General features: G+C 67.1%; 13 protein-coding genes. 6 read left to right on the forward strand and 7 right to left on the reverse strand.

What is annotated here, in order from left to right:
• Positions 1–43: 43 nt before the first annotated feature.
• The gene (gene glf / locus BUR99_RS01295; protein WP_234980706.1) at positions 44–1201 is read right to left on the reverse strand and encodes a UDP-galactopyranose mutase; all 1158 of its coding nucleotides are present in this window, start codon (positions 1199–1201) and stop codon (positions 44–46) included.
• A 211-nt stretch (positions 1202–1412) separates the two neighbouring features.
• Between glf and BUR99_RS01300 the strand changes: the two genes are divergently transcribed.
• The 5 genes from BUR99_RS01300 (at position 1413) to BUR99_RS01320 (ending at position 7707) form a co-directional block, all read left to right on the forward strand.
• Positions 1413–4196: a hypothetical protein gene (locus BUR99_RS01300; RefSeq protein WP_074258579.1), complete on the forward strand. Its 2784-nt coding sequence runs from the start codon at positions 1413–1415 to the stop codon at positions 4194–4196.
• 85 nt (positions 4197–4281) lie between these two features.
• Positions 4282–5151 carry an ABC transporter permease gene (locus tag BUR99_RS01305; protein ID WP_074258580.1) on the forward strand — a complete coding sequence of 290 codons (870 nt, stop codon included), beginning with the start codon at positions 4282–4284 and terminating at the stop codon, positions 5149–5151.
• A complete protein-coding gene (locus BUR99_RS01310; protein WP_074258581.1) occupies positions 5148–5894 on the forward strand; it encodes an ABC transporter ATP-binding protein in 747 nt (248 codons plus the stop codon). Before BUR99_RS01305 ends, BUR99_RS01310 begins: the two co-directional genes overlap by 4 nt.
• Entirely contained in the window at positions 5891–7435 is a 1545-nt protein-coding gene (locus BUR99_RS01315; RefSeq protein ID WP_074258582.1) for a LicD family protein, read from the forward strand. Before BUR99_RS01310 ends, BUR99_RS01315 begins: the two co-directional genes overlap by 4 nt.
• The gene (locus tag BUR99_RS01320; protein WP_074258583.1) at positions 7435–7707 is read left to right on the forward strand and encodes a hypothetical protein; all 273 of its coding nucleotides are present in this window, start codon (positions 7435–7437) and stop codon (positions 7705–7707) included. Before BUR99_RS01315 ends, BUR99_RS01320 begins: the two co-directional genes overlap by 1 nt.
• Before the next feature lie 41 nt (positions 7708–7748).
• Here BUR99_RS01320 and BUR99_RS01325 read toward each other — a convergent pair whose 3' ends face one another.
• From BUR99_RS01325 to BUR99_RS01350, 6 genes are all read right to left on the reverse strand, one after another.
• The gene (locus BUR99_RS01325) at positions 7749–9281 is read right to left on the reverse strand and encodes a glycosyltransferase family 2 protein (protein WP_074258584.1); all 1533 of its coding nucleotides are present in this window, start codon (positions 9279–9281) and stop codon (positions 7749–7751) included.
• Complete coding sequence (locus tag BUR99_RS01330; RefSeq protein ID WP_074258585.1) at positions 9274–11175, reverse strand: glycosyltransferase family 2 protein; 1902 nt, start codon at positions 11173–11175, stop codon at positions 9274–9276. Before BUR99_RS01330 ends, BUR99_RS01325 begins: the two co-directional genes overlap by 8 nt.
• Positions 11176–11229: 54 nt before the next feature.
• Complete coding sequence (locus BUR99_RS01335; RefSeq protein ID WP_074258586.1) at positions 11230–11925, reverse strand: IspD/TarI family cytidylyltransferase; 696 nt, start codon at positions 11923–11925, stop codon at positions 11230–11232.
• Entirely contained in the window at positions 11925–12710 is a 786-nt protein-coding gene (locus BUR99_RS01340) for an NAD-dependent epimerase/dehydratase family protein (protein ID WP_074258587.1), read from the reverse strand. Before BUR99_RS01340 ends, BUR99_RS01335 begins: the two co-directional genes overlap by 1 nt.
• A 116-nt stretch (positions 12711–12826) precedes the next feature.
• Positions 12827–14140 carry an O-antigen ligase family protein gene (locus tag BUR99_RS01345; protein WP_074258588.1) on the reverse strand — a complete coding sequence of 438 codons (1314 nt, stop codon included), beginning with the start codon at positions 14138–14140 and terminating at the stop codon, positions 12827–12829.
• Positions 14141–14171: 31 nt separating this feature from the next.
• The gene (locus tag BUR99_RS01350; RefSeq protein ID WP_074258589.1) at positions 14172–15536 is read right to left on the reverse strand and encodes an O-antigen ligase family protein; all 1365 of its coding nucleotides are present in this window, start codon (positions 15534–15536) and stop codon (positions 14172–14174) included.
• Between the two features lie 57 nt (positions 15537–15593).
• On the opposite strand from BUR99_RS01350, the gene BUR99_RS01355 reads away from it, so the two are divergent.
• A complete protein-coding gene (locus BUR99_RS01355; protein WP_074258590.1) occupies positions 15594–16889 on the forward strand; it encodes a UDP-glucose dehydrogenase family protein in 1296 nt (431 codons plus the stop codon).
• The last annotated feature ends 6 nt before the right edge of the window (positions 16890–16895 follow it).

A 16895-nucleotide genomic window follows, 5' to 3' on the forward strand; every position in this document is an offset into this window, starting at 1 on the left:
TAGTGCTCTCGGTGGGCGGGCTCGCCGAGCGACGAGCCATGGGTCATCCGAACGATGGGCTCAGCCGGTTCTCGAACATCGACAGTGCTGCGCCGATCGCCATGTGCATGTCGAGGTACTGGTAGGTGCCGAGGCGACCGCCGAAGTACACGTCGGGCTCCGACTTGGCGCGTTCGCGGTAGGCGAGGAGTCTCTCCCGGTCGCTCGGCGTGTTGACCGGATAGTAGGGCTCGTCCGCGCGTTCGGCGAAGCGCGAGTACTCGCGCATCACGATGGTCTTGTCGCTCGGGTAGTCGCGTTCGGGGTGGAAGTGCCGGAACTCGTGGATGCGGGTGAACGGCGCGTCGGGGTCGGCGTAGTTCATGACCGACGTCCCCTGGAAGTCGCCGACGGGAAGGACCTCGCGCTCGAAGTCGAGCGTTCGCCACGAGAGCTCGCCTTCGGCGTAGTCGAAGTACCGGTCGATCGGACCGGTGTAGACGATCGGGACGGTACCGGCGAGCGCGCGCTTGTTGATCGGCTGCGATTCGTCGAAGAAGTCGGTCGAGAGCCGGACCTCGATGAGCGGGTGGTCGGCCATCCGCTCGAGCCACGCCGTGTAGCCGTCGACCGGAAGGCCCTCGTGGTCGTCGTTGAAGTACCGATTGTCGTACGTGTAGCGCACGGGGAGGCGGGAGATGATCTCCGAGGGCAGCTCGCGCGGCGGCGTCTGCCACTGCTTGGCCGTGTAGTCGCGGATGAATGCCTCGTAGAGCGGGCGCCCGATCAGCGAGACCGCCTTCTCCTCGAGGTTCTTCGCGTCACCGGCCTCGATCTCCGAGGCCTGCGAAGCGACGAGCGCTCGCGCGGCGTCGGGTCCATGGGCGGACCGGAAGAACTGGTTGATCGTGCCCAGGTTGATCGGGAGCGGGAAGACTTCGCCCCGGTGCGTCGTGTACACCTTGTGCACGTACGGCGTGAACTCGGTGAAGCGGTTGACGTACTCCCACACCCGCGGATTGGAGGTGTGGAAGAGGTGCGCACCGTATCGGTGGACCTCGATGCCCGTCTCGGGATCGATCTCGCTGTAGGCGTTGCCGCCGATGTGGTCGCGGCGGTCGATCACGAGAACCCGTTTGCCGAGTTCGGTCGCGCAGCGTTCGGCGATCGTGAGTCCGAAGAAGCCGGATCCGACCACCACCAGATCGACATCATTCGCCAAGGCGATTCTCCGTTCGGTAGGCATGCGCCGGGCCAGGGGAGGCCGACCCTCGATTGTACCCGCGGTCGTGCGACGGCCCGCGACCTCGTTCTCGGCCAGCGTGTTCTCCCGCCGCCCCACGCGAGGCTCCCTAGCATTGACGCAGTCGATTCCCTTGGGGTCGAATGGAGTCGAAGCTGTGGGTGGACAGCAAGAAGGCGGGGGTCGGTCTATGCGTTGGCAAAGACTGTGCGGGGTTCTGACGGCGGCTGCGATCGCGACGAGCGTCCTCGTCGCGCTACCGCCGACACTGGGCTCCGCGCCCGAAGCGGCGGTCGCGGCCGACGCGCGCCAGTTCGATCCCGGCAACATCATGAGCGACGAGATCTTCTACGCACCGGGCACGATGTCGGTCGCTCAGGTGCAGGCGTTCCTCGTGGCGAAGGTGCCGAGCTGCCGCGCAGGATACGTCTGCTTGAAGGACTTCCGCCAGAACACGACCTCTCAGCCGGCGCGAAGCGAGGGATGCGCCGCGATCACGGGACGCACCGCCGAAACGGCCGCCTCCATCATCGTGCGAGTGTCTTCGGCGTGCGGGATCAACCCGAAAGTGCTGCTCGTGCTGCTCGAGAAGGAGCAGGGCCTGGTGAGCGACACCTGGCCGACGACCCGGCAGTATCGATCGGCGACCGGCTACGGATGTCCGGACACTGCCGACTGCGACACGACCTACTACGGATTCTTCAATCAGGTCTACCACGCGTCCTGGCAGTTCAAGAAGTACCGTGCCCGCCCTGACGGTCGAGGGTACATCGCGGGACAGTGGAACACGATCGCGTGGAATCCGAATGCGGCGTGCGGCTCGTCACGCGTCTTCATCCAGAACCAGGCGACTGCCGGCCTCTATCTCTACACGCCGTATCGACCGAACGCCGCCGCGCTCGCGAATCTCTATGGGACCGGAGACGGATGCTCGTCGTACGGCAACCGGAACTTCTGGCGGATGTACACCGACTGGTTCGGGAGCACGAAGGGGGCACCCAGCACGCTCGTACGGTCCGAGACCGGGACCGACGTGTTCCTGCTCTCCGCCGGCGTGAAGCACCATGTGCTCGCGACCGACTACTCCGAGTTCCTCGCGGTCCTCGGACCCCGACAGCTCGTGAGCCAGGCGTTCCTCGACTCGATGCCCACGGGGCGGCTCGCATCGCTGTTCGTCAAGAACGCGCGCACCGGCGAGATCGCCCTCATCCAGGACGGCGCGACGCACCGGTTCTCGTCCTGCGCGCTCGTCGCGATGTGGGGCGATGGCTGCGGCGACGGATACCTGACGATCACCGATGACATCTTCACGCGTTTCAAGGTCGGCAGTCCGATGACGAAGTTCGCCAAGGACTCGACGGGCGTGACGCGAATGATCGAGGGCACGACGGCCTACTCGCTCGTGGGCTCGGCCTCGACGGCGTTCAACGGTGGCGTACGGCCGTACGAGGCACGGATGCAACCGGCTGTGCTCGCCCGGTACTCCAACGGTCGCACCCTCGCCGCACCGAACTCGTTCGTGAAGTCGGCGACGTCGAGCCAGGTGCTGTACGTCGATGGGCGGAGTCGCACCTACTACCTTCCGGACTGGACGTTCGCCGCGGAGTACGGCATCCCGAAGACCTACACGACGGTTTCCGATGACGTGATCTCGGGATACTCGCGAGCCGGTGACGTCGGGTTGCTCTTGAGCTGCGGCTCGACGATGTACGCGGCTTCGAGCGGAAAGCTCGTGCGGATCGCGAGCGGCGACACCGGTGGACTTCCGTTCATGACGCTCGAGGCGGAGACGTGCGCGCTCCTCCCGAAGTCTCCGGCCGTCGTCACCGGCCCGCTCTTCATGAAGGCGATCGGAGCCTCCGCGGTCTATGCCGTGCACGATGGACGACTCCGTCACATCACTTCGCCACAGCAATTGATCGCACAGAACGGGGGAACGACGCCCACGCTGGTCAACGTGGCGGCCACCACCCTCCAGCGATACCCGAAGGGAACCGCGGCGCTGCCGATCGGCGGGTTCGTCAAATTCTCGGACTCGGGCGAGGTGTTCCTCGTCAACGGGTGGGAGATCGTTCATCTGCCCAGGTGGTCGCTCGCAACCGAGTACCGGCAGCCGCGTACGCTGACCTCGGTCTCGGCGGACGCGAGGGAGGGGTACGTGCGATCGGCCGTGGCGCTCGGGACCTACGCGAAATGCGGTCCATCGAACGTCTATGCCGTCACTGGCGGCGGCAAGCGAGTGGTCAGCCAGATGGCGCTCGCAGGCAATGCCTTCACGCGACTGCACCCGTCGATCTGCGCAACGATTCCCGACGCCGGTGCGCCGATCGGGACTCCGCTCTTCCTCTCTTCGGGAGGAAGCTACCGGGTCGCCGTGGCCGGCGGTTTCGCTCCGATCAGCGCGGCCGCAATGCGCGAGGCGAACGCCGGTGCCGTACCTGCGCCGCTGCCTGTCGCTGCCGACACGCTCTCGGTGCTCCCCGTGAGGGGGGCTGCTCCGGCGCCGGGTACGCTCGTGCGGGCATCGAACTCGAGTGCCGTCGTCTTCGTCGACGGCGTGGCGAAGCATCCGCTGCCGAACTGGGGAGTGGCCGCCGACCTCGGCATCGCGAGTCGCTACTCGATCGTGCACCCTGCGGAACCGGCGCTCCTCGCCATGGAATCACCCGCGCTGGGAGTCTTCGTCCAATGCGCCGGCCAGACGCATGTGGCATCCCAAGGCGTGCTGAGGCGCGTGGCGCCGTCGCTCATCGCAGGGTTCCCGGTCGTCGCCCTGACACCTGAGGCGTGCTCGACCCTCACGGTCGGCGGTGCCGACATCGTTCGTGATCTCTACGTGAAGGATGCCGGGACGGGGGCCGTCTACCGTCCGACGGCGGGGAAGCTCATCGCCATCGGCGCCACGGCCCCGCCGTCCGGCGCGAGCATCCTCGTGCTCGACTCGCGCACCATCGCGGGGATTCCGCGCGGTTGACGCACGACGGTCGCGCAGCATTCTCGGCTAGTATGCCGTGGGGCTTCGGACTGACGGGAGCCCTTTTGATTTGGAGACAACCCACATGACATCTGGCGACCTGACGGGGTTCGTCACCCCCGGGCGCGGTCGTGGCATCCTCGACGTTCTGGGCCACGGCTATCTGCTCCGGCTCCTGATCCGCAAGGGAACCGCGACGCGCTATCGCAACTCCGTCCTCGGCTGGACGTGGTCGTACGTGAAGCCCGCCGCGCAGTTCTTCATCTACTACTTCGTGATGGGCGTGGTGCTGCAGTTCCACCGCGACGTCGAGAACTTCGCGGTCTACCTCTTCGCGGGCGTCGTCGCCATCAACCTGTTCAACGAGGCGTTCGGCAATGCGACGAGTTCCATCGTCGACAACCGTGCCCTGGTGCGCAAGATCTATCTGCCGCGGGAGCTGTTCCCGATCGCGTCGATCATCATCGCGTTCATCCACTTCCTGCCCCAGGTCGCGATCCTCCTGCTCGCCTGCATCCTGCTCGGTTGGACTCCAACCCTCCTCACCGTCGGCGCGTTCCTGTTGGGCCTCCTCATCGTGCTGATGATGAGCCTCGGCCTCGGACTGTTCTTCGGAGCGTTGAACGTCCGGTATCGCGATGCGCAGAACTTCGTGGAGATCATCCGGATGCTGTCGACCTGGGCGTCCCCGGTGCTCTACACGATCGCGATGGTGCAGGCGTCGCTCCCCGAGTGGGCGTTCCGCCTGTACATGCTGAATCCGCTGACGACGTCCGTGGAACTGTTCCACTTCGCGTTCTGGGCGCCGACCACCAGCGCGGCGGACTACGCCGACACGCTCGCGCCGAGCATCGGCACCGACATCCTCACCTCGGTCGGGATCGGCGTGGTCCTCATCGTCATCGGACAGCTCGTCTTCCGCCGGTTCGAACGGAGCTTCGCACAAGACCTATGAGCGAGATCATCACGCAGCATCGTCCCAGCATCATCGTCCAGGACGTGCGCAAGACATTCCAGATCAGGCACACGCACTCCCTGAAGGAGGCGTTCGTCTCCTGGGTCAAGCGCAAGAAGGTCGGATCGACGCCGTTCCACGCACTCGACGAGGTGAGCTTCACCGTCGCCGAGGGCGAGAGCGTGGCGCTTCTCGGGTACAACGGCTCCGGCAAGTCGACGCTCCTCAAGCTCGTCTCGGGTGTGCTCGAACCGGACTCCGGCCGAGTCCTCACCCGCGGCAGGGTGGCCGGCCTCATCGAGGTCGGTGCGGGCTTCCACCCCGACCTCTCCGGTCGCGAGAACGTCTATCTCAACGCGGCGATCCTCGGCATGAACAAGTCCGAGATCGATGAACGCTTCGACGACATCGTCGCGTTCTCCGAGATCGGCGAGTTCATCGATCAGGAGGTGAAGCACTACTCGTCGGGTATGTTCCTCCGCCTGGCGTTCTCGGTCGCGATCCACGTCGAACTCGATGTGCTGCTCGTCGACGAGATCCTGTCGGTCGGCGATGCGCCGTTCCGCCAGAAGTGCACCGAGAAGATCCACGAGCTCGCTCAGGCGGGCAAGACGATGCTGATCGTCAGCCACAACATGGGCATGGTCCAGGAGCTGTGCGAGCGGGGTGTGGTGATCCGCAAGGGGCGGAAGGTCTTCGATGGCCCGATCGCCGAAGCCGTCGAAGCCATGAACGCCAAATGAGCTCGTCCAAGCGGGTGTTCCGCATCGATCCCGCGCTCCTCGACGGGATCGGTACGGTCGACGTTCTCTTCGACGGGCGCCGGGTATGGTCGGTCGGCGTCGACGAGATCGCCGACGGTCGATTGGTGTGGCCGAAGTCGCTGCGCCCCTATTTCGACGGTCGAACCGAGGTGAGCATCCGGAACTCGGCGAACAGCGAGGAACTCGTCACCGACGAGTTGCGGTTCGGGCGATCCGAACGTCGCATCGACTTGCGCGATGCGGCCGGCAGGCCGCTCGCGATGAACAAATGGCAGCGACTCGGTCCGGTCTTCGAGGGCGGTAACGTCCGGTTGCGGGAGCGACTCCTCGAGAATGCACAGTCGCTCGTCGCACTGCTCGAGCGCGACGGGTTCAACGTCTACATCGTCGGCGGCAGCCTCCTCGGCTACATGCGCACCGGCGGCCTGCTGCCCCACGACGACGACATCGACCTCGCCTTCCTGAGTGAGCATTCCCACCCGGCGGACATCGCCCTCGACAGCTATCGCATGGAGAACGCGCTCGTTCGTGCCGGAATGACGGTCGTCCGCCACAGCCTCGCTCACCTCGAAATCGACTTCTTCGATGATCAGGGCCACGTCGAGCACTACGTCGACATCTTCACCGGGTACTTCCGCGATGGACTGTACTGCCAGCCGTTCGCGCTTCGCGGCCCCGAGGTCACCCCCGACGACCTGCTGCCGGTGCAACGGGTCGAGGTGGACGGAGTCGCTCTTCCGGCCCCGAAGCGACCGGAAGCATGGCTCGAGTACGCGTACGGCCCGAACTGGCTTGTGCCGGATCCCTCATTCGTCTTCGACACCTCGCAATGGACTCGTCGTCGCTTCGAGAACAATTTCGGCGTCTACAACCGTGCTCGCGTCTACTGGGAGAAGCGATACCTTTCGCTCGACGGCGTTCAGCCGAAGGCCGCCGACCCGGACAGCGTCATCGCATGGGCCGAAGGGCTGCCGGCTGATGCCGCGGTGCTCGACCTCGGATGCGGCACCGGCGAGTCGACCAACCTGATCGCCTCGACCGGACGCCGGGTGCTCGGGATCGATTTCAGTCACGAGGCGCTCTCGATCGCCTCGGCGAATGCCGAGCCAGGCGCGTCGTTCGCCTACACGAACTTCAACGACGGCCATGGCCTGTTCGCGCTGGGTGCCAGCCTGCTCGCGACCGGCGATGTCTGGCACGTGCGGATCGCCGACACCATACACGGGATCACCCTCGCGAATCGTCATGCGATCTTCTCGTTCCTCGAACTCGTGCTGCGGGGCGGCGCTGTCGCGTGGGGGACCACGTATACCGACCTGCCCGGCTGGTTCGAACGCAGCGACCCCACAAGCTGGCACTATCCGCCCGAGTGGCTCGAGGCCGAGATCTCGGATCACGCGTTGAGCGTCGAGTTCGTGTCCACGGCTCGCCGGGAGACACCGCAGGGGCGGCGGGAACAGCTGGAGTTCGTGATCCGGTCCACGAGAACGCGACCGACGACCGACAATGGAGACGACTGATGAAGAACTACATCGAACGCATCGCCGCCCGGACGATGCCGAGCGCCTATCGCAACCTTCGGATGCTTGCACGGGTCAACGCAAGCGACGAGACGATGCTCGCTCGGGTCATCGCCTATGAGAGCGAAGTGCGCGAGCTGCGCGCGGAACTCAACGAGGTCCGACGTGACAACCGGCGTGTCGTCGAACTCTACGACCTCGTCTTCGATCGTCTTCGCGAGGACATGCCGTTGCGTGCGCAGCCGGTGCCGACGAGCACCCGGAACGACTGACGCCCGCCCTCGTCGGCTGAACCGTCGGCTGAACAGCCTGCTCAGCGGATCTGGAGGCTCAGGTTTCCATGGATGTTCGCGTACACGCGGAGGTCGCGGGCTCCCTCTGATCGCCCGCCGTGGCGGACTGCTCGAACTGCACGATGGTTGATCACGCCGAAGAGCTCGTTCCGCGCATTGAAGTCCCAGTAGCCGTCGGCCATCGGGAGCCCGTGACGCAGCGTCTCCGGGTCGACGAAGGCCACCGACCTCGCCGTCACCGAGGGGTAGTACGGGTCGTCGCTCACCTGCATCGTGGTCTCCGTCGGCACCAGCCACGTCATTGCCGTGTCGCGGGAGCGCAGGCCGATCCGACTCGATGCCGAGGCGATGTCGTCGTCGATCATGAGGAGCTCGGGGCCGAGCTCGCGTTCGAGTTCCGGCGTCAGCGCACGGCGGACCTTCCCGCCGTCGATCCGTACATCGAGGAATCCGCCGTGGTGCGCCATCCAGGTGGTCGACGTCTCGAGTCTGACCCCGTCATTCCCGACTTCGACCGACGAGGCGAAGCTGATTCCGAGGATCCCGTCATCGAATGCTGCGAGCGACTCGACCAGGTCGGGCCGCCCGATCCGGAGCAGATGGGCCCGTGCCTGCAGGTGCTTCGGCAGGGAGCGCACGATCTCGGGGTCGGCGTAGTCCGAGACGAGCCGAGTCGCGTGCGCGAGCACCAGTGCCCGGTCGGCCGGTGAACGTTGCAGGAGCGCCGGTCCGACTGCGGGCAGTACCCGCTCGCGGAACTGGAGTCCGAGGAGGAGTCCGCGCTGGCGTCGGGCGGTATCGCGATCGAGGCCGGCGGCGATGTGTTCGATGACGAGGCCGAGCGCCGTCCACCATTCCTCGACGTTCTCGCCGAAGCTCGTCGACGTCGTGCGCCCGTCGCGAACCCAGTGGTAGAACGGTTCATCGGAGCGGATCGCCACATGTGAGGTGTGGCGCGCGACATCGACATTGAAGTGCACGTCCTCCCACAGCTGTCGGCCGCCTTCCGGAAAGCGGACGGCATGTTCGCGCAGGAGCGCGACACGGTAGAGCTTGTGCGGGTTCGTCGGCACGAGCGGATGCGCGTCTTCGCGAAGACCGGCGTCGTCGTAGTTGCCGTCGAAGACGTCGAGGCCCCATTTCGCCTGGTCGGTCCGTGCTTCCTTACCCGCGAACACGTCGGCACCGGTGCGATCGAGTGTTTCGAGCGCATTCTCCAATGACGTCGGATAGAGCTCGTCGTCGTGGTCGGCGAACAGGACGAACTCGCCGGCGGCGAGATCGATTCCCACGTTGCGCGGGCGACTCGGCCATCCGGAGTGGTCGATGCGATGGAAGCGGGCGTTCGGCTGGCGCGCCGTGAGGTCGGCGATCCGTGCCGCGTCTTCCTCCGGCGATCCGTCGTCGACGATGATGATCTCGAACTCGTCGGAGCGCAGAGTCTGGGCACGCAGCGAGCCGAACAGCCGCTCGAGCCCCTGGCCCGAACGGTAGGTGGGCACGACGATGCTGACCCGAGGGGCGACGGCCGGCTGGGCCTGCTGCTCAGGCACGGTCGACCGTCAGGTTCGCCGCGCCGTTCGCGACGCTCAGCGCCCAGGATGGGAGACCGGGCGATCTCTCCGAGGGCCGCCACTGGTATCGTCCGGATTCGGAAGGGAGTTCGATGGTGGCGCGCGCGCCGTCCTCCGTCACCGCGTACCGGACCGGGAAGCGTGTCGCCGGGTGTTCCCGACGAAGGAGGCGCCGTGCCGTTCCGACGAGCTGTGAGCGGATTCCATCCCGGCGATACGTGAGCTCGACCTGGCCGTCGCCGGTTCCATCGCCGCTCACCGGGACGCCCGGGAGATCGACGGTGACGCTGGTCAGGCCGTCGTGCTGCACGACCGACATCGCCTTCGTCGGGGTCGACCCATCGAACAACGAGGTCACCGTGCCGCCGAGGTCGATGCTGAGGAAGCCGTCGCGGTTCGTGTAGGCGACCGCAGGTCGGCCGTCGATCAGCGTCGGCAGCGCGGGGGTGCTCGCACGCAGGCGGGGCTGTTGCACGCGGCCGGCGCGGTGCATGCGCAGGAACACGTCCCACACCTGCGCGTCGAGCGCGACGCCGGCCGCGGCAGCGCGCACGTCGATCTGTCCGGCGACGCTCATCGAGAAGCGTGCCTCGTGACCGTCGTCGGTGCGTGAGACCTCGCGGGCCGTCGTTTCGCCGCCGGTGAGCCATGCGATGCGCGACGAGCGTCCGCGCACTGCGAACGCGCCCGAACTGGCGTCGAGTTCGTCGGTGACGTCGAAGTCGTCCGGGGTGCCGATGCGTCCGATCACCTCGGCAGGGACCGCCAGCACGCGTTCGTCGTCGATACGGAAGGTGCCGCCGCCGGGAAGCCGTCGCACGGTCGATGACGTGGCGGCGATGACCAGGCGACCCTGCTCCCACCGAACGGAGGTGAGCGTGGCCGGCTCGAATCGGTCGGTGCCAGCCGATTTGGCGACGTGTGCGAGCACCGCGGCATCACCGAGACGGAGCGCCCGTGCGACCGCGAGCGCACCGACATCCAACGCGGCATCGTCGGTGGGGTCCATGAACCGCGCCTGCAGTGCGCGCGCGCGTTCCTCGATGAGCTGGCGTTCCGACGCAGGGCGTCGTTCATGGGCCGGCACGAATGAGCTGAGCACCCGGCTCCGGTACTGGTGTCGTCGCAGTTGGTGGGACTGCAGCGAGTCGCGGCCGAGGTGCCGATCAGCTGACTCGAGCACCCGGTCGAGGTACTCCCACCATGCAGGGTCGGATCGCTTGAACGTCGTGGATCCGCTGCCGTCGGTCTGCACCCAGTGGTAGAACGGCACCGAGGTCAGGGTCGAGATGGTCGTCGCGTGGGCGGCGACCTCGATGTTGAAGAACGCGTCCTCCCAGAAGACCCGGCGCCCTTCGGGGAATCGTATGCCGTGTTGGCGGAGGAAGGCCGCTCGGTAGAGCTTGTGCGGGTTCATCGGGATCAACGGGTGCGCGTCTTCGCGACCGAGGTCCTGCTCACGGTCGCCGCGATAGGTGTCGAGGGCCCAACCCGGGTCGTGGGTGCGGGCCTCCTTGCCGTTCAAGACATCGGCACCCGCGCGTCGGGCGAACTCGCTGGCCGCGCGGAGCGCGTCGGGATAGAGCTCGTCGTCGTGATCCATGAACAGGATGTACTCGCCGACGGCGAGGTCGGTGCCGACGTTCCTCGGACGTGAGGCCCACCCCGAGTTCTCGATCCGCTCGACTCGGACGTTCGGCCGGGTGGCTGCGATCCGCTGCAGTCGCGCCACGGTGTCATCGGGCGATCCGTCATCGACGAAGATGACCTCGAACTCCTCGGCGGGCATCGTCTGCGCATCGAGGGAGGCCACCAGCTTGTCGAGGCCGGGACCGGAGGAGTACGTCGCAACGACGACGCTGACCTTGAGCATGTGGCGGGTCTTTCTGTGACGGTCAGCAGTGCTGAGTGAGGGGGAGAAGCGCTGCTACTCGTCTTCGACGAGGTGCTCGACGATGAGCCGAGCCGTGCCGAGGTCTTGCGGGGTCGTGATCTTGATGTTGTTCACATGCCCCTCGACGATGCGCACCGAGGTTCCTGCGAACTCGGCGACGAGGTCGGCGTCGTCGCTCACGCGAGAGTACTCGGTCTCGACGGCCTGTCGATAGGCGTGATCGAGGAGCTCGCGCTTGAAGCCCTGCGGCGTCTGGCCGAGCCAGGAGTGCGATCGGTCGAGCGAACCCTCGATGAATCCGTCGTCGCTGACGAGCTTGACCTGCACCGTGCTGGGCATGCCGAGCATCGCGGCTCCGTGCTCGACCGTCGCCGAGACGACGCGCTCGATGAGCTCCGCCGTGGCGAACGGCCTGACGCCGTCGTGCGTGATCACGATGTCGCCCGTGGTCGCTTCGAGGCCGTTCATCGCGGAGAGGTGGCGCTCGGCGCCGCCGTGCACGAACGTCACCTCGAGTCCGCCCTCTTCGACGAGGATCCGCCGGTACTCGGCCTCGTGCTCGGGGCTCACGGTCACGACGACCTCGTCGATGATCGGCACCATCATCGACCGAACGGTGCGCTCGATGATGGTCATCCCGTCGAGTTCGACGAGCAGCTTGTTCGAGCCGAAACGCGTGCCCTTGCCGGCGCACGTGACGATCGCCGAAACCTTGTGTCCCTCGTACATCAGACCACCTCTCGGATCGATCGGGCGAACTCGCGGATGCCGTCGAGTTCGGCGGCCTCGTCGAGCAGGTAGCCGCCGGAGGCTCCGAACAGACCGGCGTGCTCCGTGCGCATGTCGCGACTGTACATCGCGGCGAACGGGTCGGCCGGTCCGGGGTCGTTCTGCGAGACGTCGATGCCGAATCCCTCGCGTGCGACGGTGTCGGCGCGGAGTGGCGGAGTGGCCAGGTTCAACGAATCGATGCCCGCCTCGAGCGCGACGCCGATGTCGTTCCAGAGGCGTCGGGCATCGTAGTACTGGAACTCGGCGTCGGGCCGGATGTGCTCCACGCGGTAGTCGTTCGCGAGATCGTAGATGATGCCCTTCTTCAGGCCGTCGCCGTACAGCTGAGGGAGCCGAATCACGAGGGTGTCGTGCGCGGCGGAGAGGCGCTGCTCCTGGTGGAGACGGTTGGCACCGTAGGGAGTGAGGTCCTCGGGGCTCAGCGGGGTCGACTCGGTCGGCGTCGAGCCGCCGGCGTACACGCAGACGGTCGACACGAGCACGAGCTTGCCGATGCGCACCGAGTCGAGGCGATCGGCGAGCGCGTCGATCTCGGCGAGATCCTCCGGTCCGTTGCGGTTGATCCGGTGGGAGTCTGCACGGTTGCCGGCGCTCACCACCAGATCGAACGACTCGTTCGCGATCTCGGCGATGTTCCGGGTGTTGTAGACGGCATCGAACTCGTGGCGGGAAGCGAGGTTGGATCCGACGAAGCCGGTGTAACCGATGAGGGCGGTTCGCACATCTGCCTTTCCTAGTGGGGCGCTGACAGCTTTCCTCGAGAGGGGTGCTGACAGAAGGAGTGTAGTGGACACGGCTTCAGGGGCCGCTCGGATTCAGGGCGACGGAACGTCGGGATTCACTCCCGCCGCAGGGCGTCGCGCCAGCTCATGTCGCGCGCGGCCTTGACCGCGCACACGACGAGCAGCATCCACCCGCCCTCGAAGAGGGCGAAGCTCTCGGCGAACGAGGTCACCGTGATCGCGACGAGCATGAGGGCGGGCCACACGTACACGACGCTGCGCCGCGTCGACGCGAGCAACCACGCGCGAACGAGGGCGACCCCGAGCAGCGCGATGAAGAGCAGCGCTCCGATCACGCCGACCTGGAAGTACACGTCGATGTAGGCGTTGAGCGCCGTGCCGTGAGCCCGGCCCGTGGCGAGCTCGATCCACGTGTACGGCGGGGCATCCGGCCAGGGCCCGACCCAGCCCCAGCCCTGCAGCGGGTTGAGGTTCAGATACCGGGACAGCTCCCGCCAGACGTCGAGGCGCACGTCGAACTCGCTGCGTGCGTCGAGGAGCTCGATGATGCGGATGCGGAAGATCCACGCCGCGACGATCGTCACGACGCCGGTGACGAGCAGGGCGATCTGCCAGCGCCAGCGCGTCGGCGCGGAGGCCTTCCGCAGGCCGTAGAGTGCCGCGAGCGCCAGCAGCGCGGCGCCGAGCGCGAACCAGGTCGTCGGCGATCCGGAGAGGATCAGGCACAGCCCGGCGAGCGTGAGCGAGAGGATGGCGCGAGTGCGCTGCACGATCTTCATGCGCCATTCGACGAGGAAGGTGAGTAGGGCGATGAGCGCGACGAACCCGAGCATGTTGCGCGATCCGAAGATGCCCTGGATCGGCCCGAGCCCCGCGATGCCGCCCTCGATGCCGAGCACGCGGATGGGCACGTCGAGGATGATGCCCGACACGACCTCGAGCACGATCGAGAGGCCGAGGAGCGTCCGCATGACGTCGCCGAACGCACGCACGATCTGGATGGTGTCGCGCATCAGGGCGATGTAGACGCCGATGAACGCGAAGGCCACGAGGTAGCCGACGCGGGCGAGGGATGCCAGTGCAGGCAGGCTGCTCCACAGCGCCGACGCCGTGCACCACCCGATGAACACGAGGATCGAGAGCGGGAGGATGCCGTACCACTCCACGGCACGCCAGCGCGCCACGAGTGAGGCGGCGCAGAGCACGAGGAGCCCGGCGATTGCGGCGAGCAGGCCCGGCGTGCCGATGATGCTGCGCACGGCATGCGTCGAGAAGGAGAGGCCCACGGCCGTGAGCGTGAGCGCCTGGGCGAAGCGGGCCGAGCCGACGAACTCGCGCAGCGCGATGCTCAGTTGCGATGGGCCGGCCGCGCCGTCGCTGCGGCCCCGGCCGACTCCGGGCGAGCTCATCGGAGGTCGTCCCCGGTCAGCGAGGCTGGGCTCATCGAGCGACCTCGGGAGGGGGCATCCGTGACGCCGGCACCGGCAACGGCTCGGCGGGCAACGGCTCGTGCTCCCATTGGCGCCGCTTGGTCGACCAGGCGATCGCGATGAGCAGCAGCCAGCCGCTCTCGATCAGGAGGCGACTCTCGGCGAAGCTCTGGCCGACGAGCGCGACGAGCAGCAGCAGCGGCACGAGAGCGGCGGCGGAGTGGGGGAGCGGGCGCCCCGAGGCATCCATCGGCCGGTCGACGGCGAGGAACCAGGAGCGCCACATGGCGCCGATCACGATCGAGGCGAATGCGATCACGCCGATGACGCCGAGCTGCATCCACACGTCGAGCCAGGCGTTGTGCGCCTGCAGGTAGGTGACGCCCTTGCGCACCGCCAGTTCTTCGAACGGCTCGACCCAGGGCACCCAGTATCCGACCCAGCCCCAGCCGAACCACGGGCGCTCGACCGCGAGCCCGACCACGGAGTTCCAGATGTCGAAGCGGCCGGTGAGGTCTTCGCTCTTGCCGAACAGGTCGAGCAGGCGATCCCAGAAGACGATCAGTGCGGTGACGGCAGCCACGAGCGCCGCCGCCGCGGTCCAGTAGACCCCGCGCCGATGCTCGGGTCCGACCCGCCGGGCCCAGAGCGCGAAGCCGAGCGCCACGAGCACGATGACGGCGACGAGGATGATGGTCGCCGAGCGGGTGAGCGCGAACACGAGACCGGCGACGACGATCCATGCGATGCCGGAGCCCCGCCGGACGCTGCCCGCCGCGAGCATGGCGCCGAAGACGATGAGCCCGAGCAGCGCGACCATCGCGAGGAGGTTGCGGCTGGCGACGATGCCCTCGATGGGGCCGCCGTGGAAGAGGAGGCCGCGCGACCAGTAGAAGGCCATCGGCAGCTTCTCGCCGGTGACCTCGAAATCGGGGAAGTTCGGCAGCAGCGGCCCGCCGACGAAGATCGCGACCCAGAGCTCGAAGGCGAGCGAGAGCCCGAGCACCCACTTGAGCGCCCCGCCCAGGCAGCGCACGAACTGCGTCCAGTTGAGGCACAGCACGAGGGCGACGGCGGTGAAGGTGGTCGCGAGGGTGATGGCCACACCGAGGGCGGATGCCCCGGGGTAGAACGACCACGCGATCGAAACCGTCGCGAGCAGCACGAAGACGAGCGTCGACTTCGGCACGCGGCGCCAGATCCAGCTCGGCCTCACCTGTACGACCATGACGATGGCGCCGATCAGCACGACTGCGGCGACGATGCCGAACCCCCACCAGCCGAGCAGATTGCGCCAGAACTGGCCTGCGAGCACCGTGAAGAGCGCGAACGTCGCGTAGGCGCCGATGAGCGGCGGGCGACGGGCTGAGGTCATGCGTTCAAGGCTACCGTTCGCGTCCAGCACAATAGTGGTCGGACAAGAAGGTGGAACATGAAGATTTCGGTGATCGGCTGCGGATATCTCGGTGCTGTGCATGCCGCGGCGATGGCCAAGCTCGGCCATGATGTGGTCGGCGTCGATACGGACCCCGCCAAGGTGGCGACGCTCGCGGCGGGCGAGGCGCCGTTCCACGAACCGGGGCTTGCCGAACTGCTCCTCGACGGCGTCGAGGGCGGGCGACTGCGCTTCACCACCGACATCACGGAGACGGCCGGCGCCCAGGTGCATTTCCTCGCGGTCGGTACGCCCCAGCAGGCCGATTCGGACGCCGCCGACCTCCGATTCGTCCACGCGGCGATCGACGCGCTGCGCGCGGTGGTACAGCCCGGAGCACTCGTCGTCGGGAAGAGCACGGTTCCCGTCGGAACCGCGGCGGACCTCGCAGTGCGGCTCGCCGAGACGGGAGCCTCCCTGGCATGGAATCCCGAGTTCCTGCGAGAGGGGTACGCCATCGCCGACACGCTCACCCCCGACCGGCTCGTGTACGGCGTCACGGATCCGGGCCAGGCAGCGCTGCTGGACGAGGTCTACCGGGTCGCGATCGACGCGGGCACACCGCGCATCGTCACCGACCTCCCGACCGCTGAGCTCGTCAAGACGGCGGCCAACGCGTTCCTGGCCACCAAGATCAGCTTCATCAACGCCATGGCCGAGATCGCCGAGGCGACCGGTGCGGATGTCACGACCCTCGCCGACGCGATCGGGCACGACGCACGCATCGGGCGGCGATTCCTCAACGCGGGCATCGGATTCGGAGGCGGCTGCCTGCCGAAGGACATCCGCGCATTCACCGCCCGAGCCGAGGAGCTCGGCCGTGCCGAGTCGGTCGCCTTCCTCCGCCAGGTCGATGCGATCAACCTGCGTCGTCGTGAACGGGTCATCGACCTGAGCGTCGAACTGCTCGGCGGATCGGTGTTCCAGAAGCGCATCGCCGTGCTCGGGCTCACGTTCAAGCCCGACTCCGACGACGTCCGCGACTCGCCGGCGCTCGACGTCGCGGCACGACTGCACGGCCTCGGCGCCGACGTCGTCGCAACGGACCCGCACGGAATCGAGAACTCGCGAATGAGGCATCCGCAGCTCGACTACGTGACCGACGTCGAGGCGGCGCTCGCCGGCGCGGAGCTCGCCGTGCTCGTCACGGAGTGGGACGAGTACCGATCACTGGACGCCGTTCGTGTCGCCGAGCTCATGGGCTCGGCGCGCATCATCGACGGGCGCAACGTGCTCGATGTCGCCACATGGAAGGCCGCTGGGTTCCAGTACCGGGGGCTCGGGCGCGAGTGAGAGCGG

Origin of the sequence: Agromyces cerinus subsp. cerinus (genome assembly GCF_900142065.1) — a bacterium.
GTDB lineage: Bacteria > Actinomycetota > Actinomycetes > Actinomycetales > Microbacteriaceae > Agromyces > Agromyces cerinus.